The 23,220-nt window shown below is 36.6% G+C and carries 18 protein-coding genes; 12 read left to right on the forward strand and 6 right to left on the reverse strand.

The window, feature by feature from the left end; genetic code table 11:
* The first annotated feature begins 151 nt into the window (after window positions 1-151).
* Together DDY94_RS15530 and DDY94_RS15535 are read left to right on the forward strand one after the other, a co-directional pair.
* Entirely contained in the window at window positions 152-6,256 is a 6,105-nt protein-coding gene (locus tag DDY94_RS15530) for an alpha-2-macroglobulin family protein (protein ID WP_111685522.1), read from the forward strand.
* A 102-nt stretch (window positions 6,257-6,358) separates the two neighbouring features.
* A complete protein-coding gene (locus DDY94_RS15535) occupies window positions 6,359-6,739 on the forward strand; it encodes a DoxX family membrane protein (RefSeq protein ID WP_111685523.1) in 381 nt (126 codons plus the stop codon).
* A 43-nt stretch (window positions 6,740-6,782) separates the two neighbouring features.
* On the opposite strand, the gene DDY94_RS15540 is transcribed toward DDY94_RS15535, so the two are convergent.
* From DDY94_RS15540 to DDY94_RS15550, 3 genes are all read right to left on the reverse strand, one after another.
* On the reverse strand, window positions 6,783-7,301 hold the full coding sequence (locus DDY94_RS15540) for a DUF4136 domain-containing protein (protein ID WP_111685524.1): 519 nt from the start codon (window positions 7,299-7,301) through the stop codon (window positions 6,783-6,785).
* Window positions 7,302-7,349: 48 nt separating this feature from the next.
* Window positions 7,350-8,348 carry a GTPase ObgE gene (obgE, locus tag DDY94_RS15545; RefSeq protein WP_111685525.1) on the reverse strand — a complete coding sequence of 333 codons (999 nt, stop codon included), beginning with the start codon at window positions 8,346-8,348 and terminating at the stop codon, window positions 7,350-7,352.
* A 96-nt stretch (window positions 8,349-8,444) separates the two neighbouring features.
* The gene (locus DDY94_RS15550) at window positions 8,445-9,557 is read right to left on the reverse strand and encodes an adenylate kinase (RefSeq protein ID WP_111685526.1); all 1,113 of its coding nucleotides are present in this window, start codon (window positions 9,555-9,557) and stop codon (window positions 8,445-8,447) included.
* A gap of 150 nt (window positions 9,558-9,707) precedes the next feature.
* Between DDY94_RS15550 and DDY94_RS15555 the strand changes: the two genes are divergently transcribed.
* From DDY94_RS15555 to DDY94_RS15565, 3 genes are all read left to right on the forward strand, one after another.
* Window positions 9,708-10,862: a 5-(carboxyamino)imidazole ribonucleotide synthase gene (locus tag DDY94_RS15555; RefSeq protein ID WP_111685527.1), complete on the forward strand. Its 1,155-nt coding sequence runs from the start codon at window positions 9,708-9,710 to the stop codon at window positions 10,860-10,862.
* 2 nt (window positions 10,863-10,864) lie between these two features.
* Entirely contained in the window at window positions 10,865-11,344 is a 480-nt protein-coding gene (gene purE, locus DDY94_RS15560) for a 5-(carboxyamino)imidazole ribonucleotide mutase (RefSeq protein WP_111685528.1), read from the forward strand.
* A gap of 190 nt (window positions 11,345-11,534) precedes the next feature.
* Window positions 11,535-13,565 (forward strand): M3 family metallopeptidase, encoded by a 2,031-nt coding sequence (locus DDY94_RS15565; protein ID WP_111685529.1) that lies wholly within the window; start codon window positions 11,535-11,537, stop codon window positions 13,563-13,565.
* 6 nt (window positions 13,566-13,571) lie between these two features.
* On the opposite strand, the gene DDY94_RS15570 is transcribed toward DDY94_RS15565, so the two are convergent.
* Together DDY94_RS15570 and DDY94_RS15575 are read right to left on the reverse strand one after the other, a co-directional pair.
* Window positions 13,572-14,111 (reverse strand): hypothetical protein, encoded by a 540-nt coding sequence (locus DDY94_RS15570; RefSeq protein WP_111685530.1) that lies wholly within the window; start codon window positions 14,109-14,111, stop codon window positions 13,572-13,574.
* 138 nt (window positions 14,112-14,249) lie between these two features.
* Window positions 14,250-14,948 carry a T9SS type A sorting domain-containing protein gene (locus DDY94_RS15575; protein WP_111685531.1) on the reverse strand — a complete coding sequence of 233 codons (699 nt, stop codon included), beginning with the start codon at window positions 14,946-14,948 and terminating at the stop codon, window positions 14,250-14,252.
* A 93-nt stretch (window positions 14,949-15,041) separates the two neighbouring features.
* Between DDY94_RS15575 and DDY94_RS15580 the strand changes: the two genes are divergently transcribed.
* From DDY94_RS15580 to DDY94_RS15600, 5 genes are all read left to right on the forward strand, one after another.
* Entirely contained in the window at window positions 15,042-15,545 is a 504-nt protein-coding gene (locus tag DDY94_RS15580; RefSeq protein ID WP_111685532.1) for a GbsR/MarR family transcriptional regulator, read from the forward strand.
* A gap of 59 nt (window positions 15,546-15,604) precedes the next feature.
* Window positions 15,605-16,498: a fatty acid desaturase gene (locus DDY94_RS15585; protein WP_111685533.1), complete on the forward strand. Its 894-nt coding sequence runs from the start codon at window positions 15,605-15,607 to the stop codon at window positions 16,496-16,498.
* 4 nt (window positions 16,499-16,502) lie between these two features.
* Complete coding sequence (locus tag DDY94_RS15590; RefSeq protein WP_111685534.1) at window positions 16,503-17,384, forward strand: SAM-dependent methyltransferase; 882 nt, start codon at window positions 16,503-16,505, stop codon at window positions 17,382-17,384.
* Window positions 17,385-17,450: 66 nt separating this feature from the next.
* Window positions 17,451-18,005, forward strand: a complete 555-nt coding sequence (locus tag DDY94_RS15595) for a sigma-70 family RNA polymerase sigma factor (protein ID WP_111685535.1) — start codon at window positions 17,451-17,453, stop codon at window positions 18,003-18,005.
* Between the two features lie 4 nt (window positions 18,006-18,009).
* The gene (locus DDY94_RS15600) at window positions 18,010-18,267 is read left to right on the forward strand and encodes a hypothetical protein (RefSeq protein WP_111685536.1); all 258 of its coding nucleotides are present in this window, start codon (window positions 18,010-18,012) and stop codon (window positions 18,265-18,267) included.
* On the opposite strand, the gene DDY94_RS15605 is transcribed toward DDY94_RS15600, so the two are convergent.
* Window positions 18,250-19,083, reverse strand: coding sequence for a UbiA prenyltransferase family protein (locus tag DDY94_RS15605; RefSeq protein ID WP_111685537.1), 834 nt, complete (start codon window positions 19,081-19,083; stop codon window positions 18,250-18,252). The two genes, DDY94_RS15600 and DDY94_RS15605, sit on opposite strands and share 18 nt — an antisense overlap.
* A 122-nt stretch (window positions 19,084-19,205) precedes the next feature.
* On the opposite strand from DDY94_RS15605, the gene gcvP reads away from it, so the two are divergent.
* Together gcvP and DDY94_RS15615 are read left to right on the forward strand one after the other, a co-directional pair.
* Window positions 19,206-22,055 carry an aminomethyl-transferring glycine dehydrogenase gene (gene gcvP, locus DDY94_RS15610; RefSeq protein ID WP_111685538.1) on the forward strand — a complete coding sequence of 950 codons (2,850 nt, stop codon included), beginning with the start codon at window positions 19,206-19,208 and terminating at the stop codon, window positions 22,053-22,055.
* 103 nt (window positions 22,056-22,158) lie between these two features.
* On the forward strand, window positions 22,159-23,220 hold the full coding sequence (locus DDY94_RS15615; protein ID WP_111685539.1) for a 3-oxoacyl-ACP synthase III family protein: 1,062 nt from the start codon (window positions 22,159-22,161) through the stop codon (window positions 23,218-23,220).

Raw genomic sequence — 23,220 nt, forward strand, 5'->3', positions numbered from 1 at the left:
GTCTAGTGCAATTTTTTACAAAAATACAATTTATTAACGTGCGCGTTCACTCACAAATTGCTTAACTTAACTCATTGAAATGCTACACTCTCCATTTCTTGCTTTTTTTGGAATGCCTTTTGAAGGTATTTTGATGAAAATAAAATTATAGATGAAAAACCTTATCTCAATACTAATGCTTATTTGCTTTGCTTCCATGTCTAATGCTCAACAAAATTTCGATGATCAATGGAAGGAAGTAAGTAAACTTGAAAAAGATGGCCTTACAAAAAGTGCTGCCGAACTTGTGGATACCATTTATGAGGATGCTACGAAGATCAATAACAAACAACAACAGATCAAAGCATTACTTCATAAAAGTAAATACATGCTCACGTTAGAGGAAGAAGCACAACTAAAAATTGTAGAACTTTTTAAATCTGAAATTGAGAAAACCGACAAGATCGTTACGAAACATCTGCTAGAAAATATGCTAGCAACAATGTACTGGCAATATTTTCAACAAAATAGATACCTTTTTTACGACCGCAGCAATACGGCAGAAAAAGTAAGTGATGATTTCAGAACATGGGATCTCGAGACCTTATTTAATGAAATTCATCAATATTATCAACGCTCATTGCAAAACGGTCTTCTTCTTCAACAAGAAAACTTAGAGCAATACAGCACTCTATTAAATGAGGTAGAAGGTTCTAAAATCTATAGACCAACATTATTTGATCTTTTAAATTACAATGCTCTTAGGTTTTACATAACTTCTGAAATAAGTATTACTAAGCCAGCTTATCAATTCAAGATTGATGATCCTGCTCTACTTAGTGACAGCGAGGTATTTATGAATCTCGAAATTAGTTCAAAAGACAGTACTTCGTTACAACTTAATGCACTCAAGATCTATCAGAATCTTATAAAGTTTCACAGAAGCAATACACCAACAAAGGCTTTGGTCAATGTAGATATTGAGCGTTTAAAATTTGTTGCGCAACACGCTACATTCGATAATACCGATGATATACTCATCAATACACTTCAAGCTAAGGCAGAATCTATAAAAGATTCGCCACTTTCTTCATCGTATAATTTTCAAATAGCGTCTGTCTATCGCAAATTGGGTAATCAATACAATGCCAATCCTTTTCAAGGTGAGGTTGACAATACACATCGTTGGAAGCTAAAAGAAGCCCTAGAATTATGCGAGTCTGTAATTTCAAAATATCCTGAAAGCGATGGTGCGAAAGAATGCTCATATCTCATCAAGCAAATAACGCGTCCATATCTAAGAATTCAGTCTGAAAGAAATTTACCAACGAATTCACCTTCTAGACTATTGGTGGAATACAGAAACTTAAGCGCTCTCGATTTCACAATTTTTGAAGTTGATATCAATCAATTAGAAACTTATAATAAAGCTTACAATCCGAAGGAGCAGGTCGAATTTTTAGCAAAGCTAAAGCCAAGTTTAAACTTTACAGCTTCATTAAAAACTGAAGGTGATTTTCAGCAACATAGCACAGAAATTATTCTTCCTCAATTAAGTAACGGGCTTTATATTATAAAAGCGGATACCAATACTGATGAAAACGTATTTGCATCTACATCTATTCAAGTAACGAATTTGGCTTTGGTTGAAAGTAACAATAATAACATTGTAGAATATCAACTCATTGACCGAAACAATGGGAAACCTATTGTTGACGCAGTGATCAATATTACCTACAAGAACAACAGAAATAAGATCTATTCCAAAATGTTATCTAGCGACAGATTTGGTAAGTTCAATTTCAAAAAAGATAAAAATTATTACCGCGATGTTGAAGTCAGAGTAGATTATGGCAATGAAACTGCATTCTTTGGTAAATACTACATTGGCAGAACCTATAAAGAAAACTCAGATAATCAAACGTATTTCAGAACATTTCTTTTTACAGATCGCAGTATATACAGACCAGGACAGACGGTCTATTTCAAAGGTATAGCAACCGAAACAACAAACGAAAAAACGTCGATCGTTGAAAATGAAATTGTAAAAACCACACTTCTTAATGTGAATGGTGAAGACATTGCTGAATTAGAATTAACAACAAACGAATTTGGCTCTTTTCATGGTGAGTTTGTATTACCTAATGATGGCCTCACAGGAATTTATCGCATTTCGACACAACTAAGAAAAAACATAAATACGCGATCAGCTACGTTTTCAGTTGAAGAATACAAGCGTCCCAAATTCAAACCAGAATTTCAGCCCATTACCGATACTTATAAGATTAACGACACCATCACTGTAAAGGGTAAGGCTACCTCTTTTGCAGGAAGCAACATCACAGATGCCAAGGTCGTTTATCGGGTAAAGCGCCAGGTGCAATATCCAACTTGGTGGTATTGGAGACGTAATTCGTATTACAGCTCTGAAGCACAGGAAATCACATTTGGTGAGGACCTTACTGACGGTTCTGGGAATTTCGAGATTAAATTCAAAGCCCTTCCTGATGCCTCTGTAGATAATGCGAGTTTACCGATATTTAATTATGAAGTTACGGCAGATGTCACGGATATCAACGGAGAAACAAGATCTACCCGCACCGTGGTTAAGGTCGGTTACCATGCGAAGACTCTTAATATTGTTGCTCCGGTAATTCTTGATAAAACAAAAAAAGATAATCAGCTTTCTTTGATCTCAAAGAACCTGAATGGTGAAGACGTACCTTCAAAAGGAACGCTCAAGATCTATAAACTTGTAGCACCAGATCATGTCTTACGGTCTAGGCCATGGCCAGTACCAGATTATCAAGTTATTTCTAAAGATGAATTTGAACGCTTATTTCCGCACGATCCCTATAATGATGAGCAAACAATCACAAATTGGAAAAAGGGCAAAGAAGTTTTTAGTACCGATTTTAATACTGAAGAAAGTAAAAGCTTGTCACTGAAACGTACAAAAAAATGGGAGTCTGGTAAATATATTATTGTTGCTGAAAGCAAAGATAAATTTGGGCAAACCGTTAAAGACGAAACGTTTACTACTGTATTTAGCGCAGCAGATAAAACCATAGCAGATCGACAATTATTTGAAGTTTCACTCAACAAGGATACTTATGCTATCGGTGAAAATGCAGAGCTAACTTTAGGTTCGGCGGCCGAAGGTATCACGGTAACAGTTGATGTTGAAAAAGACGGTAAGATCGTATCCACAAAATTAGTAAACCTCAACAATTCTAAGCAAGTTCTAAGTATTCCGGTTGCTAAAGGAGATCTGGGCGGTTTTGAAATTCATACGAGTTTTGCAGCTTTTAATTCCTACATTTCAAATAGTATAAGCGTAAATGTACCATATCCGAAAACAGATTTATCTATTGAGACGTCGACCTTTAGAGATAAGTTACAGCCTGGACAAGAGGAAACTTGGAGTTTCAAAATTAAAGGTCCAAAAGGCGATAAAGTATCTGCTGAACTTCTGGCAAGCATGTACGATGCATCCTTAGATGAATTTAGAGCACATAATTGGAGTTTTAACCCAATTTCTAATCCTTATTACTACGTAAGAATTAATAAGAACTCTAGCCGAAGTTTTGGTATTTCAGATTTTAGACTGTTTAATCAATTCAAATATTCTGCGAATATTAACCCACAAAGATTTGACCAAATAAATTGGTTTGGGTTCTATTTCGGAAGCAATCGCCGACTTATGCAAGGCTTTATTTCAAAAACTCAAGATGATTTAGATTTAGCATATGATTTAGCTAATAGCGCGCAATTTGAAGAGGAAGTGCCTTTTGCAACGACAGAAGTAAGTGTTGGTTTAAATTATGAAGGTGGCACACTAAATCCAAAAAATTCGGTCAGCAGAGGAGTCACCGTAGCACCGCCTCCTCCACCTCAATCACCAAGTGAAGAAACTAGTGATTCAGGTTCTGTTCAAATCAGAAAAAATCTCAATGAGACTGCCTTTTTCTTCCCACATTTAAAAACCGATAAAGAAGGTAATGTAAGTTTCAATTTTAAAGCTCCAGAAGCTTTAACCACATGGAAACTACAGCTTTTAGCTCATACAAAAACATTAGAAAGTGGTATTACTGAGTTAGAAGCCGTAACTCAAAAAGAGTTAATGGTTATACCCAATGCGCCGCGTTTTTTAAGAGAAGGTGATCAAATAAGTATCAGTACTAAAATTGCAAATCTTTCAGATAAAACGTTGTCTGGAATAGCTCAAATTATCCTTATGGATCCTATTTCAGAAATTGATTTAACAAACGAATTATTGGAACTCAATGAACAGAATACAGGTTCAAAAGAGTTTTCTGTTGATGCCAATGGCAATACGCAAGTTACCTGGAGATTAAAGATCCCGGAGAGAATTGAAGTAGTTCAATATAAAGTGATTGCAAAATCAGACGCGTTTAGTGACGGTGAGCAAAATGCCTTACCTGTACTTTCAAACAGAATGTTAGTGACGGAAACTCTTCCGATGTGGGTACGTTCTAATCAGACGAAGACTTTCACTTTTGATAAGCTCAAAGACCAGTCATCACCAACACTTAAAAATCATAAGTTAACTCTTGAGGTTACTTCTAATCCAGCATGGTATGCCCTTCAGGCTTTACCTTATCTTATGGAGTATCCCTACGAATGTAACGAGCAGACCTTTGCAAAATACTATGCAAACGCCTTGGCTCAGCATGTGGTAACATCGCATCCAAAAATTGAGGCGGTTTTTAATCAATGGGCTTCAAAAGACGCCTTAATTTCTAATCTTGAAAAAAATCAGGAGTTGAAATCTCTACTGATTCAAGAAACGCCTTGGTTGCGAGATGCACAGTCAGAATCTGAACAAAAGAAGCGCATAGGGTTATTATTCGATCTTAACCGAATGAACAGCGAATTGAATTCGGCCCTTCGTAAACTCAAGAATAATCAATTGCCATCTGGCGCTTGGTCTTGGTTTAATGGTGGATATGAAAATCGATATATAACGCAACATATCATTTCTGGATTTGGACATTTAAAACAGCTGAATGTTGTTCAAAATAATAGTGAAAACGGAATGATCCGTAGCGCAATTTCTTATTTAGACCGTGAGTTTGTAAAGGAATATAAAAACATAACAAAACACAATAAAGACGCTGATCTCAGTAAGGATCATCTGTCTTACATGCAATTACACTATTTATATGTTCGAAGTTTTTATCTCGATATTAAACCGTCTGAAGAGGTTGAATCAGTCATAAATTATTACAAGGATCAGATCAAAAAATATTGGTTAAAGCGTTCTTTATATGCGAAAGGACTTATGGCATTGACAATGCATCGCATGGATGATGCCGCTAGTGCCAATAAAATATTGAAATCCTTAAAAGAGAATAGTATCACTTCTGACGAACTAGGCATGTATTGGAAAGAGAATACAAATTCTTGGTATTGGTATCAGGCACCAATTGAAACTCAGGCTTTACTCATAGAAGCCTTTAGTGAAATTGAAAATGATATCACAACTATCGATAATCTGAAAATATGGTTGCTTAAAAACAAGCAAACCAATCAGTGGAAAACCACAAAAGCTACGACCGAAGCAGTTTACGCTTTATTGCTTCAAGGAAGCTCTTGGTTGGATGTTTCTGAGATGGTAGATATGAAAGTCGGTAAGGAAACTCTAAATCCAAAAACCATAGAAGACGTTTCAATTGAAGCAGGTACGGGCTTTTATAAGACATCTTGGGCGGGTTCTGAAATAAAACCACAAATGGCAAATGTTACTATGTCTAAGAAAGGTGAAGGCATAGCTTGGGGCGCAATGTATTGGCAATATTTTGAGGATCTAGATAAGATTACCACAGCAGAAACACCTTTGAAGTTGAGCAAAAAACTATTCCTAAAAAAGAATACTGATACGGGAGAAGAAATTTCAGAAATAACTTCAGACACACAATTAAATGTAGGTGATCTGATAAGAGTTAGAATTGAATTGCGCACCGACCGTACGATGGAATTTGTGCATCTAAAAGATATGCGCGCTGCAGGTTTTGAACCTATTAATGTTCTATCTCAATACAAATGGCAAGACGGTTTAGGCTATTATGAAAGTACCAAAGACGCTGCAACTAATTTCTTTATTGATTATTTACCAAAAGGTGTTTTTGTATTTGAATATGACCTTCGTGTAAATAATGCAGGTGAAATGAGTAACGGAATTAGTACTATTCAATCAATGTATGCACCTGAATTTAGCAGCCACAGTGAAGGAATCAGAGTTACTGTTGATTGATATGTTTGTTAGTTTATTGAAGTTATAACGACCTAGTCTTCAAACAAGAACGCAAAATTATTTTTGTATCTTGATAATTACTAACTAACAAAATTTATAATTATGAATTCAAAAGTTTCTATGATTCTAAGGATTTTACTTGGAATTTTTGTGCTCGTATTTGGAGCAAACAAATTGTATCCCGGAGGATTTTTACCAGCACCTGAAGGTATGTCTGAAGCGGCTGGAAATTACTTCGGCGCATTAGTATCTTCAAAAACAATTATACTAGTGGGTGTTGTAGAAGTAGTTGCAGGACTAGCACTTATTTTCAACAAATATGGTGCATTACTTGCCTTTATTCTGATGAGTATTTCCGTCAATGCGGTTCTATATCATGCCGTACTCGATCCCGGAAATATCGCGCCTGCAATAGTACTGTTACTTCTAAATATTGTAGTCATGTACGGTTATAAAGACAAGTACAAAGACTTACTTAGTTAAGACATTAAACTATCAATGAAAAGATCACCAATGGTGGTCTTTTTTATTTCGGCGGATACCCAGAAAAAATCTTCTCTACCAATTTTGCAAATGCTATTTCACGTTTTTCAGGTGATGCCTTAGGATTGTAAGTACTTTCGCTTACGGCTTGCCAAAACAGTCTTTCATTTTGCTTTTTATCTACGAAATCTATGATGAGTTCTCGCGTTCTTTGATTACTGTTCAATGGAATTCCGACAGCAACACCTCCACCAACATTACCTCCAGTTCCACCAGCTCCCACTCCAATATTGGTATTGTTTCTGTTTTGAATATCCTGACTCTGAATGTCAATAAAAAAGTCTGGATTTTCAGATCGTGTAAGTCCCATAGTGGCAAGTTTAGCGTCTATGGCTCTCATGATTCGTTTATCATCTAACTGGCTCAAACCAGTTTGCATATCATCAAAATAATTGTAGGTTTTATACTTACTGAAATCGGTAGATTTCTCATAGTCGTAATTGACAACCGCACCACAAGAAGTACATAACAAGAAGACAAATAGGTATTTAAAAACTTTCATACTTTTTCTTTTAAAGATAAGAATAAAAGCAATTCTAATTTTTAGAAATTAGTCATTTAACATCTTCCAGAGTTTGTCTTTGAGTTCAATAAGACCTTGTTGAGCAACTGAAGAGATAAACATATATTCACATTCAAGGTCCTTATCTAGAATGTCTGAAATTTCAGATTTTAATTCGTCGTCGAGCATATCTGATTTTGAAATCACAACAAAACGGTCCTTATCGAGCATCTCAGGGTTGTAACGTCTTAACTCATCTACAAGGATCTCATATTGTTCAACAATATCTTTGGCATCGGCCGGAATTAAAAACAATAAGATCGAATTTCGTTCTATATGTCGTAAAAAGTAATACCCTAAGCCTTTGCCTTCAGCTGCGCCTTCAATAATTCCAGGTATATCTGCCATAACGAACGACTGATAATCGCGATATTTCACGATGCCCAAATTAGGTTTTAGAGTGGTAAACTCGTAATCCGCAATCTTCGGTTTGGCTGAAGTCAATACAGATAAAAGCGTTGATTTCCCAGCGTTTGGAAAACCGACCAAACCTACATCGGCTAATACTTTTAGCTCAATCGTAATGTTCTTTTCTTCAAGAGGAATCCCAGGCTGAGCATAGCGCGGTGTTTGATTTGTAGAACTTTTGAAATGCCAATTTCCACGACCACCTTTACCTCCTTCTGCAACAATTTTTTCTTCACCATCTTCGGTGATCTCAAAAAGTGTATTGCCAGTTTCGGTATCCTTAACCACAGTACCTAACGGTACTTCGATAATAGCATCTTCGCCATCAGCTCCAGTGCTTCTAGCAGAGCCGCCGTGTTCGCCATGACCGGCTTTTATATGACGTTTGAATTTAAGGTGAATTAAAGTCCAGAGGTTAGAGTTTCCACGAATAATTACATGTCCACCACGACCACCATCACCACCATCCGGACCACCTTTCGCGATGTATTTTTCGCGATGTAAGTGCGCAGATCCTTTGCCTCCATTACCTGAAGAGACGTGCAACTTTACATAATCAACAAAATTTCCTTCAGTCATTTAATTGGTCGTTTTATTTATTCGCTGGGTTATTTATGAATGATGAATAAGAAGTTATTAAAGTCGTTACCTGAATAAATAAACGAATGGTAAAAACTAGAGTTGGTCTATTACGCCGCTCAATCTAACGGTAATATCTTCAATACTTCCTACCCCATCAACACCAAAATACTTATTTTGATCAGAATAATAGTCTTTAAGAATGGCAGTCTTATCGTAATACTCTTTAATACGATTTCTAATGATACTTTCATCAGCGTCATCAGCTCTTCCACTTGTTTCGCCACGCTTAAGTAAACGCTGCACTAATACCTCGTCATCAACTTCTAAAGCAACCATGGCGTTGATCTGAGAGTCTTTGCTATCCATTAACTCGTCGAGTGCTTGTGCTTGTGCATTAGTTCTAGGAAAACCGTCGAAAATAAAACCTTTGGCATCTGCATTTTTCTCCACCTCTTTGTTCAACATATCAATTGTTACTTGATCTGGCACCAGGTCACCTTTATCCATGTAGGACTTCGCTAACATTCCTAAGGCAGTTTCATTTTTAATATTGTATCGAAATACATCACCTGTAGAAATATGTACGAGATCGTACTTTTCTTTTAAGAAATTAGCTTGCGTTCCTTTTCCTGCTCCTGGAGGTCCAAATAGCACAATGTTTGTCATGTGTTGTGTAGTTTTTAATTGATATACATCTGGTAAATCTCTTCCTAATCCTTTATAATCTAAGCCGTAACCAACTATAAATTTATTCGGAATTTCTTTACCAACATAATGAAGTTTAAAGTCTTTGTCGTAAGCCTCCGGTTTGTAGAATAATGTTGCGATGAGCAGTTGCTTTACATTTTCATTCTGGAAGATGCGGTGCACCTCACCGAGCGTATTCCCAGAGTCTATGATATCTTCTAAAATAACAACAGTTCTACCAGTAAGATCTTGAGTTAATCCTATAAGACGCTGAATATCTTCTGTGGATTTCACACCTTCATAAGACGCGAGCTTGATAAAAGTAACTTCGCATGGCTTAGGGTATTTTTTCACAAAATCACTTACAAACATGAAGGAACCATTCAAAATACCAACAAATACAGGCATTTCGTCGCCTAGATCTGCGGCAATGGTATCTACCATTTTTTGTACGGCCTCATCTATTTCTTGCTCAGAGATAAACGGTTTGAAGTATAAATCGTGAAGCTTTACAACCATCTTATTATTTTAGAAATGCAAAGATAATCAAATGATTATCGAAAGCCCATTTTTGGTTTCTATTTTTAGACTTTTATAGCAGAATTAGCGTATTTTTGCCGTAAATTAAGTTAAATCTTTTAAAGATTTCCACAGTCGTGGAAAGGAAATATGAATTATTTTTCTTCAAACTTTAAACTCGGAATTCTTGGAGGCGGTCAGCTTGGTAAAATGATCTTGTATAACACACGGAAGTTTGACGTTTACACTTGTGTGATCGATCCGAGTAAAGATGCCCCTGCGCGGCTAGCCTGCGATGAATTTACCGTCGGTGATCTGTTAGATTATGATACCGTGGTGTCCTTCGGAAAACAGGTTGACGTCCTTACCATCGAGATTGAAAATGTAAATGTTGATGCCCTCGAAACTTTAGAGGATGAAGGCATAAAAGTATATCCTTCGGCGAAGACCTTAAGAACGATTCAGAATAAAGCACATCAGAAATTATTTTATCGCGATCATAACATTCCTACTGCTGAATTTTCACGCTTTGCGCATACTTCTGAAATAAACGATGCCGTAGATAATGGAGGTTTAAGCTATCCGTTTGTTTGGAAAAGTGCCCGATTCGGTTACGACGGGCAAGGCGTCAAAGTGGTAAGGCGTTATACAGACCTTGTGGATTTACCAAATGTAGAATGTATTGCCGAAGACCTCATTCCATTTAAAAATGAATTGGCCGTGATCGTTGCCCGAAATTCTAAAGGTCATTTAAAAACCTATCCTGTTGTTGAAATGGAATTTCATCCGGAAGCCAATCAGGTGGAATATGTAATATGCCCGGCCAGAATACCAGATGACATTGCTAAAAAAGCAGAGTTAGTAGCCTTAAAAACAGCTGCGGCCTTCGAACACGTGGGATTACTGGCGGTTGAAATGTTTCAGACTGAAGACGACGAAATCTTAGTAAACGAAGTTGCACCACGACCACATAATTCGGGGCACTATAGTATAGAAGCTAGCTTTACCTCTCAATTTGAACAGCACCTCAGATGTATTTTAGGTCTTCCACTAGGAAACACTGAAAGTAAAGTTGCCGGAGTCATGGTAAATTTGGTTGGTGCTGAAGATCACACAGGCAATGTAGTTTATAAAAATATTGAGGATATTATGGCGATGGATGGCGTAACACCACATATCTATGGTAAAAAGCAAACAAGACCATTCCGTAAAATGGGTCATGTTACCATCGTTGATAAAGACATTATGAAGGCTCGCGAAATAGCAGAGCAAGTAAAGCGAACAATTGAAGTAATCAGTGAATAATTATGAGTAAAGTAGGAGTCATTATGGGAAGTAAGAGCGATTTGCCAGTTATGCAAGACGCTATAGACATCTTAAAGGGATTTGATATTGAGGTTGAAGTTGATATAGTTTCGGCACATCGTACGCCCGATAAATTGTTCGATTATGGTAAAAATGCGCATACTCGTGGCATCAAAGTTATTGTTGCTGGCGCTGGTGGTGCGGCACACTTGCCTGGAATGGTAGCTTCACTTTCACCCTTACCAGTTATTGGCGTACCTGTAAAAAGTAGCAATTCAATAGATGGATGGGATTCTGTACTTTCTATCTTACAAATGCCAGGCGGTGTCCCTGTCGCAACTGTTGCACTCAATGGGGCTAAAAATGCTGGAATTCTCGCTGCACAGATCTTAGGTAGTGCAGACCAGTGCATTTTAGATAAGGTTATTGTTTACAAAGAAGGACTCAAGGCTAAAGTCATCGACTCGGCAAAAGACCTATAAAAAAAGCCCCAACATACGTCGAGGCTTACTTTGCTATTAACCAATCCTTCAGAACAAATTGATATTAGTTCAAAAAGATGATGCAAAAATAACTAAAACTTAACAAACAACAAGATGTTCTTCATCTTAAAATCAAGTTAAAATTCACATTATCAACATTATACGTAAGAAAATATAGACGATTCAAATTATGACAATTCTAAATAAATCCTTTCTAACTCCTTACAATACAGCACCTTTTTCTCAAATAAATAATGAAGATTTTTTACCTGCATTTAAAGCAGCTATCGAAAAAGCAAGAGCTGAAATTGATGCGATAACAAGTAATTCAGAATTACCAAATTTTGAAAACACTATAGAAGCCCTAGATTATTCAGGTGAAGAATTAGATCGAATTTCAAGTATTTTTTTCAATCTGAATTCAGCCGAAACTAATGATGAAATTCAGAAAATTGCCCAAGAAGTTTCTCCACTGCTATCAGAATTTAGTAATGATATTACCCTCAATGAGGATCTATTCAAACGTATAAAAACGGTTTACAATTCAAAACCTGACTTAGATCTTTCTACCGAGCAAGCGACTTTATTAGATAAAAAATATAAAAGCTTCTCTCGTAACGGTGCAAATTTACCAGAAGACAAAAAAGAACGACTACGCGCAATTGATAAAGAATTAAGTCAGTTGAAGCTAAAGTTTGGAGAACACATTTTAGCCGAAACCAACAAGTTTGAAATGCTCTTAACGGACGAGAATGATCTATCAGGATTACCTGATGGCGCCAAGGAAGCAGCAAAACAACTCGCTGAAAGTAAAGGCAAAGAAGGCTGGCTAATAACCTTGGATTACCCGAGTTATATTCCGTTTATGACCTATGCCGATAACAGACAACTCAGGGAGAAATTATCTAAAGCCTTTGGAAGTAAAGGTTTTAAAAATGACCATCTAGACAATCAGGATATTGTTTTAAAAATTGCCAATTTACGTTTTGAACGTGCTCAGCTTTTGGGATACGATACACATGCACATTTTGTGCTTGAAGAGCGTATGGCCGAGACACCAGATAAGGTGAATTCCTTTCTTCAAGATTTACTGGAGAAAGCGAAGCCAGCTGCTGAAAAAGAATTTAAAAATCTTGAAAGTTTTGCCAAGGAACTCGATGGTATTGAACAGATTCAGAAATGGGATTCAGCTTACTATTCAGAGAAACTCAAACAGAAATTATTCAGTTTAGATGATGAACAACTTAAGCCTTATTTTAAACTTGAAAATGTTATTGATGGTGCATTTACGGTAGCTGAAAAATTGTTCGGTCTTAAATTCGAAGAAATCAACACTATCGACAAATATCACGAGGACGTTTTAACTTATGAAGTGTTAGACGCCGATGGCCATTTAGTATCGATTTTTTATGCTGATTTTTTTCCACGTGCTGGTAAACGCAATGGCGCCTGGATGACGTCATTCAAGCCACAGATGATCAAAAATGGCGTGAATGAAAGACCTCATGTTTCAATTGTCTGTAACTTCACTAAACCAACAAAAAGTAAACCTTCTTTGCTAACCTTCAACGAAGTGACAACCTTGTTCCATGAATTCGGACATGCCCTTCACGGCATGCTGGCTAATACAACATATCCTAGTTTATCGGGGACTAATGTTTACTGGGATTTCGTTGAACTTCCAAGCCAAATTTTAGAGAATTGGTGCTACGAAGAAGAAACCTTAAAGTTATTTGCAACCCACTATAAGACCGGTGAAGTAATTCCTCTGGAATTGATAGAGAAGATCAAAGCCTCAGCAACGTTCCATGAAGGTATGCAAACTTTACGTCAATTGAGTTTTGGCATGCTCGATATGGCATGGCACGGTAGATCTCCCGTAAATATCACGTCGGTTAAAAAACATGAAACAGAAGCGTTCAGTGAAACACAATTATATCCAGAAGTTGCAGAAAATTGTATGAGTACTGCTTTTGCTCATATTTTTCAAGGAGGCTATTCTTCAGGGTATTACAGCTATAAATGGGCTGAAGTTTTAGATGCCGATGCCTTTGAGTATTTCAAGGAAGAAGGCATATTTAACAAAACAGTTGCTAACAAGTTTAAAGCTTATGTTCTCTCGCAAGGAGGTACAGAAAACCCAATGACGCTCTATAAAAAATTTAGAGGTCATGAACCAAAACCAGACGCCTTATTGAGAAGAGCCGGATTGATAAAATAAGTTTTACTATTCTTCGTAAATGTAGTTGAAGGTACCTTCGGTAACGTTTATGGTCGTATTAGCTGGATCAGAAAAATCTTGAGCTACAAATTCGAATGTACCCGTTACAATCTTGTTTTCGGTATCGACCGTAAGCACATTGACTTCTCCTGAAACAGTGCTTTCAAAGAAGTTATTGCTGTTATCGATCAAGTCAATATGCGTGGTATCACCTGCCCCATCCGTATCATTATCGACTTGGTATGTTGTACCTGCAATGATCTGATCTCTTTTTAGCCATAGGTCAATTTCAATAGCACCTAATAAACCGTTTCTCCCTTGCAAAAGGACAAAGTCCTCTATCGGATAACTCGTAAAAATATTAGTGTTAGAGAATTTATTATCACCAAAAGGATTATTTACCTCGTAGTATTCACCATTTAATCTAAAGGTCATGGCAAAATCGGGTGTGTTTTGTGGCGGATCGCTGTCATCAGAGCTACACGATAAAACCAATAAGAATCCAAAGATTAATAGTAAGGGCTTTTTCAGATAAGTTAGTTTCATATTGAATGGATAGTTAGGCTAACAAAAGTTTGGTTTATGTTTAATTGATTTAATTGCAAGTAATATTATACAAAAAATCCTACAATCAAAAATTTAAAGCATGAAATAATTACATCAAATGAAACCGGTACCGAATTGTCAATAGCGTAACATTTTTAAAGTAGTACTTGAATTTTCTGCTAAAATCTTTACGAGGTAAACTCCTGTATTTCGCAATTGAAAATCAAAGGTAGTTTGCGATGTGATGTTAAGCGTTTTATTAAAAACACGTTTTCCAAGCAAATCATAAACAGAAACTTCATATTGTGCCGGACTGTTGAATGTTATTGTACCATTACCAACACTGACGTTATTGGAAATTTTAAAAGAATCAACCGATAATACAGCCGAACCAAAACCATAGGCACTACCCTGTAAATCTGCTGATTGCCTAGATTGGTCTGAATTTGTAATAAGAAAATACCAATCAAATACCTCAGTTCCATTCGGAATAGTCGTCGTATTTAAATTAGGCTCCTCGAGGTAGGTTCTTGTCGCCGGGTTGAAAGTTGCTACATAATACCCCAAACCAGAATCGAAAGTTAATGGAATCATAGTAGAAACGTCCGAGAAATCATCATGATAATCCCATGTCATTGGGTCAGCATCGGTCTGTAATCCAGTATACAGATAAAGATTAGGATCACTCAGCGGATCAAAAACAGAGTAATCTCCGAATTCGCCATACTTAAAAGTAAGTGTCCCTGAATTGATGTCACAAGGATTGGGCACAAGCTCTATTTGAGCCTGAGATATCCCACATACAAGTAATAAGAGACATAGTAGTTTTGTTTTCATTTGGGTACTATTTTAATCCAATATAGCAAATTTTAGCAAAATATAAACTTTCAATAATTATTGAAAGTTTAAAAATATTTGTATATTTGTGATATGGAATATGTAGAAGCAAAAGAAAAGTTTATAAGTACCTGGGGAAGTTTAGGCACACTTTGGGGCATAAATAAGGCAATGGCTCAAATACAAGCCCTTCTATTTATTTCTACAAAACCATTGTCTATGGAAGACATCATGGAGGAGCTAAAAATTTCACGAGGCAATACAAGCATGAACCTCAGACAACTTATTGATTGGGGAATCGTAACCAAAGTTTTAGTTTCTGGAGAGCGCAAGGAGTTTTTCACCACGGAAAAAGATGTCCAAGAATTAGCACGAACAATAGCAAAAGAACGCAGCCGAAGAGAAATAAAACCTGTTATTAAAGTCTTGGAAGAAGTGTCCTCTATTAAAGATGACGGCACAGAAAAAACAAAAGAATTAATCAAGCAAACAAAGGCACTACGCGAACTTACGGACGATCTTGATGCTTTAATGAACAAACTTGTTAATCAAAAACAAAACTGGCTGACAAAATCAGTAATAAAGCTAATGAAGTAAAATATATTTTTTTAAATCTAATTTTCAATATTTTTTGAAAGTTTAAAAACTATAAAATTATGATGAATACACTTCAAAACAATGCAGGAACTATTAGATTTTCTTTGATTAAAACCTTGTGGTTATACCTCATGCTATTGTCATTAGTATTTATTGATTTTTCAATGATTACTTCTACGGATATTATTCTTAATGTTTCGCTATTGTTTTTAACGGTCGGAATTGGTCATTCTGTTGGATTGCATCGCGGCATTATTCATAAGTCATATAAAACTTCGAAAGTATTCAGAATAATTTCATTGTATTTATTCGTACTTACAGGTCTTGGTAATCCTTTAAATTGGTTAAAGCAGCACTATTTTCGGGACTATTGGCAAAATAGAAAAGACTGTCCAAGATATTTTCAATATAAACACTCCTTATCAACAGACTATATTTGGAATCTTCATTTAACCTTCATCCCAAAAGATATTACTCTGTATAATATTCCAAAGAAAGATCTTAATGACAAAACACTAAAGTGGTTAGGCAATACATGGATAATACATTATGCAGCATTTATGGTAATAATATATGTTCTACTAGGTCTTAATAGTATGCTGATTGCTACAACTTTTAGAACCTCAATCATAATTCTTGGACACTGGTACATCGGTTATGCTTCACATAAATACGGTTATGCCAGACATGAAATAAAAAACGCTGATGAAAGTGGTTATAATGATATCTTTCTTGGATTAATTTCCTTTGGTGAAGGATTCCACAACAACCATCATTCCTATCCAACTTCAGCAAAATTCTCATCAAAATGGTATGAAGTTGATTTCGGATGGATGTTAGTTTGGATTTTACAAAAACTTAAAATAATCTGGGATGTAAATACCCAAGAGGATAATTTAAAATCTAGTGCAATTCCGCACAACCATATTGTATGGAAACTTCCTAAACTTTAATATCATGAAAACACAAGCCATACCCTATACCCGCCATCAAGAGCAAAACCGAATCGATATGGTAGACTTCTATAACGAAGCTACCGAAGATTATGAGTTTTGGAGTAAGGATTTTAATATGCATTTTGGCTATTTCATTCCTTTTAAGACCAATCCATTTAAGCGCGATTCCATGCTGAATCAAATGAATCATCAAGTCATAAAACGACTTAGAATTGGAAATACCAAAAACCGACTTGTCGATCTAGGATGTGGTATGGGCGGAACCATGCGTTACGCCCTCAAACATTTCAAAAATGTACTGGCCTATGGCGTTACCTTATCTGACTTTCAAGTTCAAAAGGGTAATGAATTTCTTAAAGGTCTCAATGGAATCATTCTGAAAGAAAATTATAATCAAACTTCTTTTCAATCTAATTCTTTTAATTCTGCCGTGGCCATAGAAAGTTTTTGTCACTCGGGCCACAACTACAATTCGCTCAAGGAGATGCACCGAATTTTAAAACCTGGTGGCCGCTTCGTGATCGCCGATGCCTTTTTAAAGAAAGACAGGTCGCAGCTTTGCAAAGGAGGAAAATACGCTTACGATAACCTCTGTAGCCACTGGAATTTAGAAAAACTCGAAACGCATCACTATATAAAAGAGCAACTGGAAGCGCTCGGTTTTGAAGACATCAAAGTTGAAGACATATCATTTAGGGTGGCACCTTCAGTTCTTCATGTGCCCTTTGCGATCATTGGATTTATTTTGAAAAAACTGCTGAATTTCAACAAAATTAAGGGTGAAAGTACACACAACCTGAAAGGCTCATTTTACGCATTACTTTCAGGTTTGCATATGAAAAGTTTTGGATACTACATCATTAGCGCTACCAAAAAGCAGTAAATGATCTTGAGCTATTTTAGAAGTAAATATTTTATCCTATTTTTGGTCAAGCAATGAGAATCATAAATGGCTGACCATAAAATAAACCCAAATAACTGGATAAACTTGTATTCAGACTACCTATTTAACTACACGATTTCGAGAGTTAGCGATAGGGAAATGGCACAAGATTTAGTTTCGGAAACATTTTTGGCCGGACTCAAATCCATGGCGAATTTTAAGGGTGAAGCCAGTGAGCGTACATGGTTGATTTCAATATTAAAGCGAAAAATAATTGATTATTATCGCAAGATCAATTCAAACAAAGGCAAGGCCGAAGTACGAATGAACTATAATAGCGACAGTGAAGCTGAAGGAGATTGGTTAGAAGAACGCGTTGCAGATCCGTTTGATAAAACGGCTGAAGATAAATTAGAAAACTCAGAATTAGGTGATGCCATATACGATTGCATGGCTAAACTACCTGAAAAGCAAGCTGAAGTTTTTAAAATGAAAACCATTCTAGGTTACGATACTGAAACAATTTGTAATGAATTAGGAATTACTGCGTCTAACCTTTGGGTTATTATCCATAGAGCCCGAACCGCATTAGCGGAATGCATGGAAAAAAATTGGTTTTAATACAATGAAGAAAAGTTTTTTATTTATAAGCTGTGAAGAAGCTCAACATATATGCGACAAAAGGCAATATGGTGAAGCAACTGGTTGGGAGCGTGTTAAACTAGGCATAAGACTCTCTTGGTGTCGTATAACTAAGGCTTATTCAAGTAGAAATAATAAGTTAACGGATGCTATTAATAAGGCCGAAGTTGATTGCTTAAATAATAATGAGCGCGATAAACTCAAACAAGAATTCGAAAAAGAATTAGCCAAGCATCAGTAAAAGTCCTAGCCAAAAAATAGGCACACCTTCAACCCACAAAGCACTATAATACTTGGATTGATCTTTATTTGAAAAGATCAGTAGTAAGAAGGTTATTATCAACATAATCAAGGTTGAAATGATGGCGTTGCTACTTAATTCGTCTTTGAAAAATTCAAGTAGAAAATACACAACAAGCAAAATCACTCCAATAAACTTGGTGTTTTTAGCTCCAATTTTCTGAGGTATAGTAGCTAGCTTAATACTGTCAAAATTTAGATCTCTGATCTCAAAGGGTAAAGTGAGAACAATCACAAGTATAAATCGCTGAACTGCGGCAATTATGATGTCTGTACTAATATGAACTCCCTGGTCGATAAGCGGTAAAAATACAGTGGTAAATACCCAAACTAAGGCAATTACATAGATCTTCAAGCCACCAATCTGTCTTAAGTTCTTCTGCTCATTTTTGTAATATTCTAAAGGAAATAAAGGTATAGCATATAAAAAAGTTATAAGCCCAAAAAGCACTAAATACAAAAGAGATTTTAACTGCAAATGAAGGGCGAAATAACACATTGCAAGGAAGGCAAAAAATGAAAATAACTGTATCGTTTTAAGCCATCCGGCTAATCGCCTATGATGAAATCGGGCTACACCAAAATATTTTATAAAATTATATCCAGTAATTGTCGCGAAAAAGACAAAGTAAAGGACAGTTTTGTCTAAGCTTACATCAAACTGAAGAATAGTGACCCAAGTGAGTGCACACACGGCTAGAGCGACGTGAATACTACTGTTGATATAAAAATTGAGTAACTGCTTAAGAATTGTCATTAAACAAAAATAATCATTGTGTTAATAAACCTAATTTTCAGTTAAAAACTTTAATATTCATTAACTAAAAACTATGGCTATTTCCGTATTTTTGCATATCAAAAAAAATAGCTGAATTTAGAATGGATACGACCTCTTTTGCACTTAGACACATCGGACCGAATTTAGACGAACAAAAAGCCATGCTAAACACTATTGGTGTTACTAGTATTGAGCAATTGGTTTCTGAAACTATTCCGGCAGGAATCCGTCTTAACAAGGAACTTGATTTAGATGCTCCTATGAGTGAGCAAGACTATTTAAGTCATATTTACAAGCTTTCGCAACTCAACAAGGTTTATAAATCATACATAGGGTTGGGATATCATCCTTCAAATTTACCAGCTGTTATTCAACGAAATATTTTAGAAAACCCAGGCTGGTATACAGCCTACACACCATATCAGGCAGAGATCGCTCAAGGTCGTTTAGAAGCTTTATTGAATTTCCAAACCATGATTATTGACCTCACCGGAATGGAAATTGCAAACGCTTCACTTTTAGATGAAAGTACAGCAGCAGCCGAGGCCATGAGTCTTTTATTTGCTGTTAGAGAACGAGCGCAAAAGAAAGCTGGTATCAATAAATTTTTTGTCTCAGACTTAGTTCTACCTCAAACAATTGCACTACTCGTAACTCGAGCTACACCTATTGGTATTGAACTCGTTATTGGTGATGAATCGGCATTCGAACATAACGAGGAATTCTTCGGGGCGTTACTACAATACCCAGGGAAGAACGGCCAGATCACAGACATTAAATCGTTTATTGAAAAAGCAAACGCTTCTAACATAAAAGTAGCCGTAGCCGCAGATATTTTAAGTCTTATTAAATTAGAAGCACCAGGAAAGTTTGGTGCTGATGTTGTAGTTGGCACCACACAACGCTTCGGAATTCCGATGGGTTATGGTGGTCCGCATGCAGCCTATTTTGCTACAAAAGAAGCTTACAAGCGCGACGTTCCTGGTAGAATTATTGGTGTTACAAAAGATGCGAACGGTCATAGAGCCTTACGTATGGCATTACAGACCAGAGAGCAACATATAAAACGCGACAAGGCTACATCTAATATCTGTACGGCACAAGTATTACTAGCCGTAATGGCTGGAATGTACGCTGTTTATCACGGACCAAAGGGCTTGACGTTTATTGCTAACAAGGTGAAAAACACAACGTCGACACTTTCTAAAGCCTTAGAATCACTCGGTTTAGACCAGGTAAATTCGCATTATTTTGATACCATCCAGATCAAAGCCGATGCTGCTAAAGTTAAAAACGAAGCTGAGAAAAAAGAAGTGAATTTCTTTTATCCAGATGAAAATACAGTGACCATTTCCATTAACGAAACAACTTCAATTTCAGACATCAATGAAATCGTTTCCATTTTTGAAACTGTTACTGGGAATTCAACTGAAGCTGTAGTTTCAATTTCTGAATTAGATACTATTCCAGCGGAATTAAAACGCCAAACTGACTTTTTAACTTATGATGTTTTTAATTCTTATCATTCTGAAACAGAATTAATGCGTTATATCAAAAGACTAGAGCGTAAAGATTTAGCCTTGAATCATTCAATGATATCTCTAGGTTCCTGTACCATGAAACTCAACGCCGCTTCCGAAATGCTACCATTAAGTTGGAGCAGTTGGGGAAATATACATCCGTTTGTTCCTGAAGAGCAAGCAGCAGGCTATCATTTTGTTTTGAAAACTTTAGAAGATCAACTGACGGAAGTTACCGGTTTTGCTGCAACATCTTTACAGCCAAATTCTGGTGCACAAGGTGAATTTGCTGGACTGATGGTAATTAGAGCTTATCATGAAGCAAGAGGTGATCATCACAGAAATATATGCTTAATTCCTTCATCTGCGCATGGAACAAATCCTGCAAGTGCGGTAATGGCCGGAATGAAAGTAGTAGTGACCAAGGCGTCTGAGGATGGAAATATTGATGTGGATGACCTAAGAGAAAAAGCAGAATTACATAAAGATAACCTTGCAGCTTTAATGGTAACATATCCATCTACGCATGGTGTTTATGAGTCGGCCATCAAAGAGATCACTCAGATCATTCATGATAATGGTGGACAAGTTTATATGGACGGAGCTAACATGAATGCACAGGTAGGGCTTACAAACCCTGGAAATATTGGTGCTGATGTGTGTCACCTCAACCTGCATAAAACCTTTGCGATACCTCATGGTGGTGGCGGCCCTGGTGTTGGTCCAATTTGTGTTGCTGAACAATTGGTACCATTTTTACCTGGGAATCCAATAATTTCTACTGGTGGTGATCAAGCGATTTCAGCAATTTCCGCAGCACCATTTGGTTCTTCATTAGCATGTATTATTTCTTATGGATACATTAAGATGTTAGGCGCAAGTGGATTGAGACAAGCTACCGAAGTTGCTATCTTAAACGCAAACTATATCAAAGAGCGTTTAGAAGGCTATTATGATACTTTATATACTGGTGAAAACGGCAGAGCTGCACACGAAATGATCATTGACTGTCGTGATTTTAAATTAAAAGGCATTGAAGTTACAGATATTGCAAAACGTTTGATCGATTATGGATTCCATGCACCAACCGTTTCATTCCCTGTTGCAGGCACCATGATGATAGAACCAACGGAAAGTGAAAGCAAAGCTGAAATGGACCGTTTTTGTGATGCAATGATCTCAATTAGAGAGGAGATTAACAGAGCTTCAAAAGAAGAACCTAATAACGTTCTTAAAAATGCACCTCATACCATGGCAATGCTGACATCAGATGAATGGTTATTACCATACACAAGACAAGAGGCTGCATTTCCATTAGACTATGTAAAAGACAACAAGTTTTGGCCAAGTGTTAGACGTGTTGATGACGCCTACGGCGATAGAAACTTAATATGCAGTTGTGCACCTATTGAGGATTATATTGAAGCCTAAATGAACGGTTGAACATCGTAAAACATCTTCATCTATTCTTTTCATTTCATCAAATATGGTTACCTTGCCCACTTGTGTACAGAAATAAAAAATAAAGTCGCATATGAGCATTAAAATCACAGGTACAGGTAGCTATATTCCAAAGAGTATTGAAAGGAATGAGGATTTTCATCAACATACTTTTTTAAATTCAGACGGATCATCGATAGACTACCCAAATGAGGTTATTGTAGAAAAGTTTAAGGCTATTACCGGGATTGTTGAACGTCGCTATGCGGACGATCAATTAGTCTCATCAGATATTGGATTTTTGGCTGCTCAAAAAGCAATAGATGATGCTAATGTAGATCCTGAAGAGATCGACTATATTATTTGTGCTCACAATTTTGGAGATGTAAAAGCAAATACCATCCAAAGTGATATTTTACCTTGTTTAGCTTCGCGAATAAAGCACCGCCTAAGAATTAAAAATCCAAAATGTGTTGCTTACGATATTCTTTTTGGTTGTCCTGGATGGGTTGAAGGTGTTATTCAAGCACAGGCATTTATTAAAGCAGGCATAGCCAAACGCTGTTTAGTTATTGGTACAGAAACCTTGTCTCGTGTGGTTGATAAGCACGACCGCGACTCTATGATCTATTCTGATGGCGCAGGTGCAAGTATTGTTGAAGCAATTGATAATGACGAGTCAGGTATCTTGGCCCACGAATCTGCTTCTTTTACTTATGACGAAGCTTATTATTTGTTCTTCGGAAATTCGAATAATAAAGAATTATGTCCAGACACACGTTATATAAAAATGCACGGTCGAAAGATCTATGAATTTGCGCTGACCAACGTCGCTCAGGCGATGAAAGACTGTCTGGATAAAAGTGGTGTGGATATTTCAGAAGTGAAAAAAGTATTGATCCATCAGGCTAATGAAAAAATGGATGAGGCCATAATAAAACGTTTTTATCGATTATTCAAAGCTAAAGCGCCAGAAGATATCATGCCAATGAGCATTCATAAACTGGGTAATAGTTCTGTGGCTACGGTTCCGACGCTTTTCGATCTCATCAGAAACAACAAACTCGAAAAACACCAGATCAATAAAGGCGATATCATCATATTTGCTAGTGTAGGTGCGGGTATGCATATCAATGCTATAGTTTACAGATATTAA

This window comes from Winogradskyella tangerina, assembly GCF_003260205.1.
Taxonomy (GTDB): Bacteria; Bacteroidota; Bacteroidia; order Flavobacteriales; family Flavobacteriaceae; genus Winogradskyella; species Winogradskyella tangerina.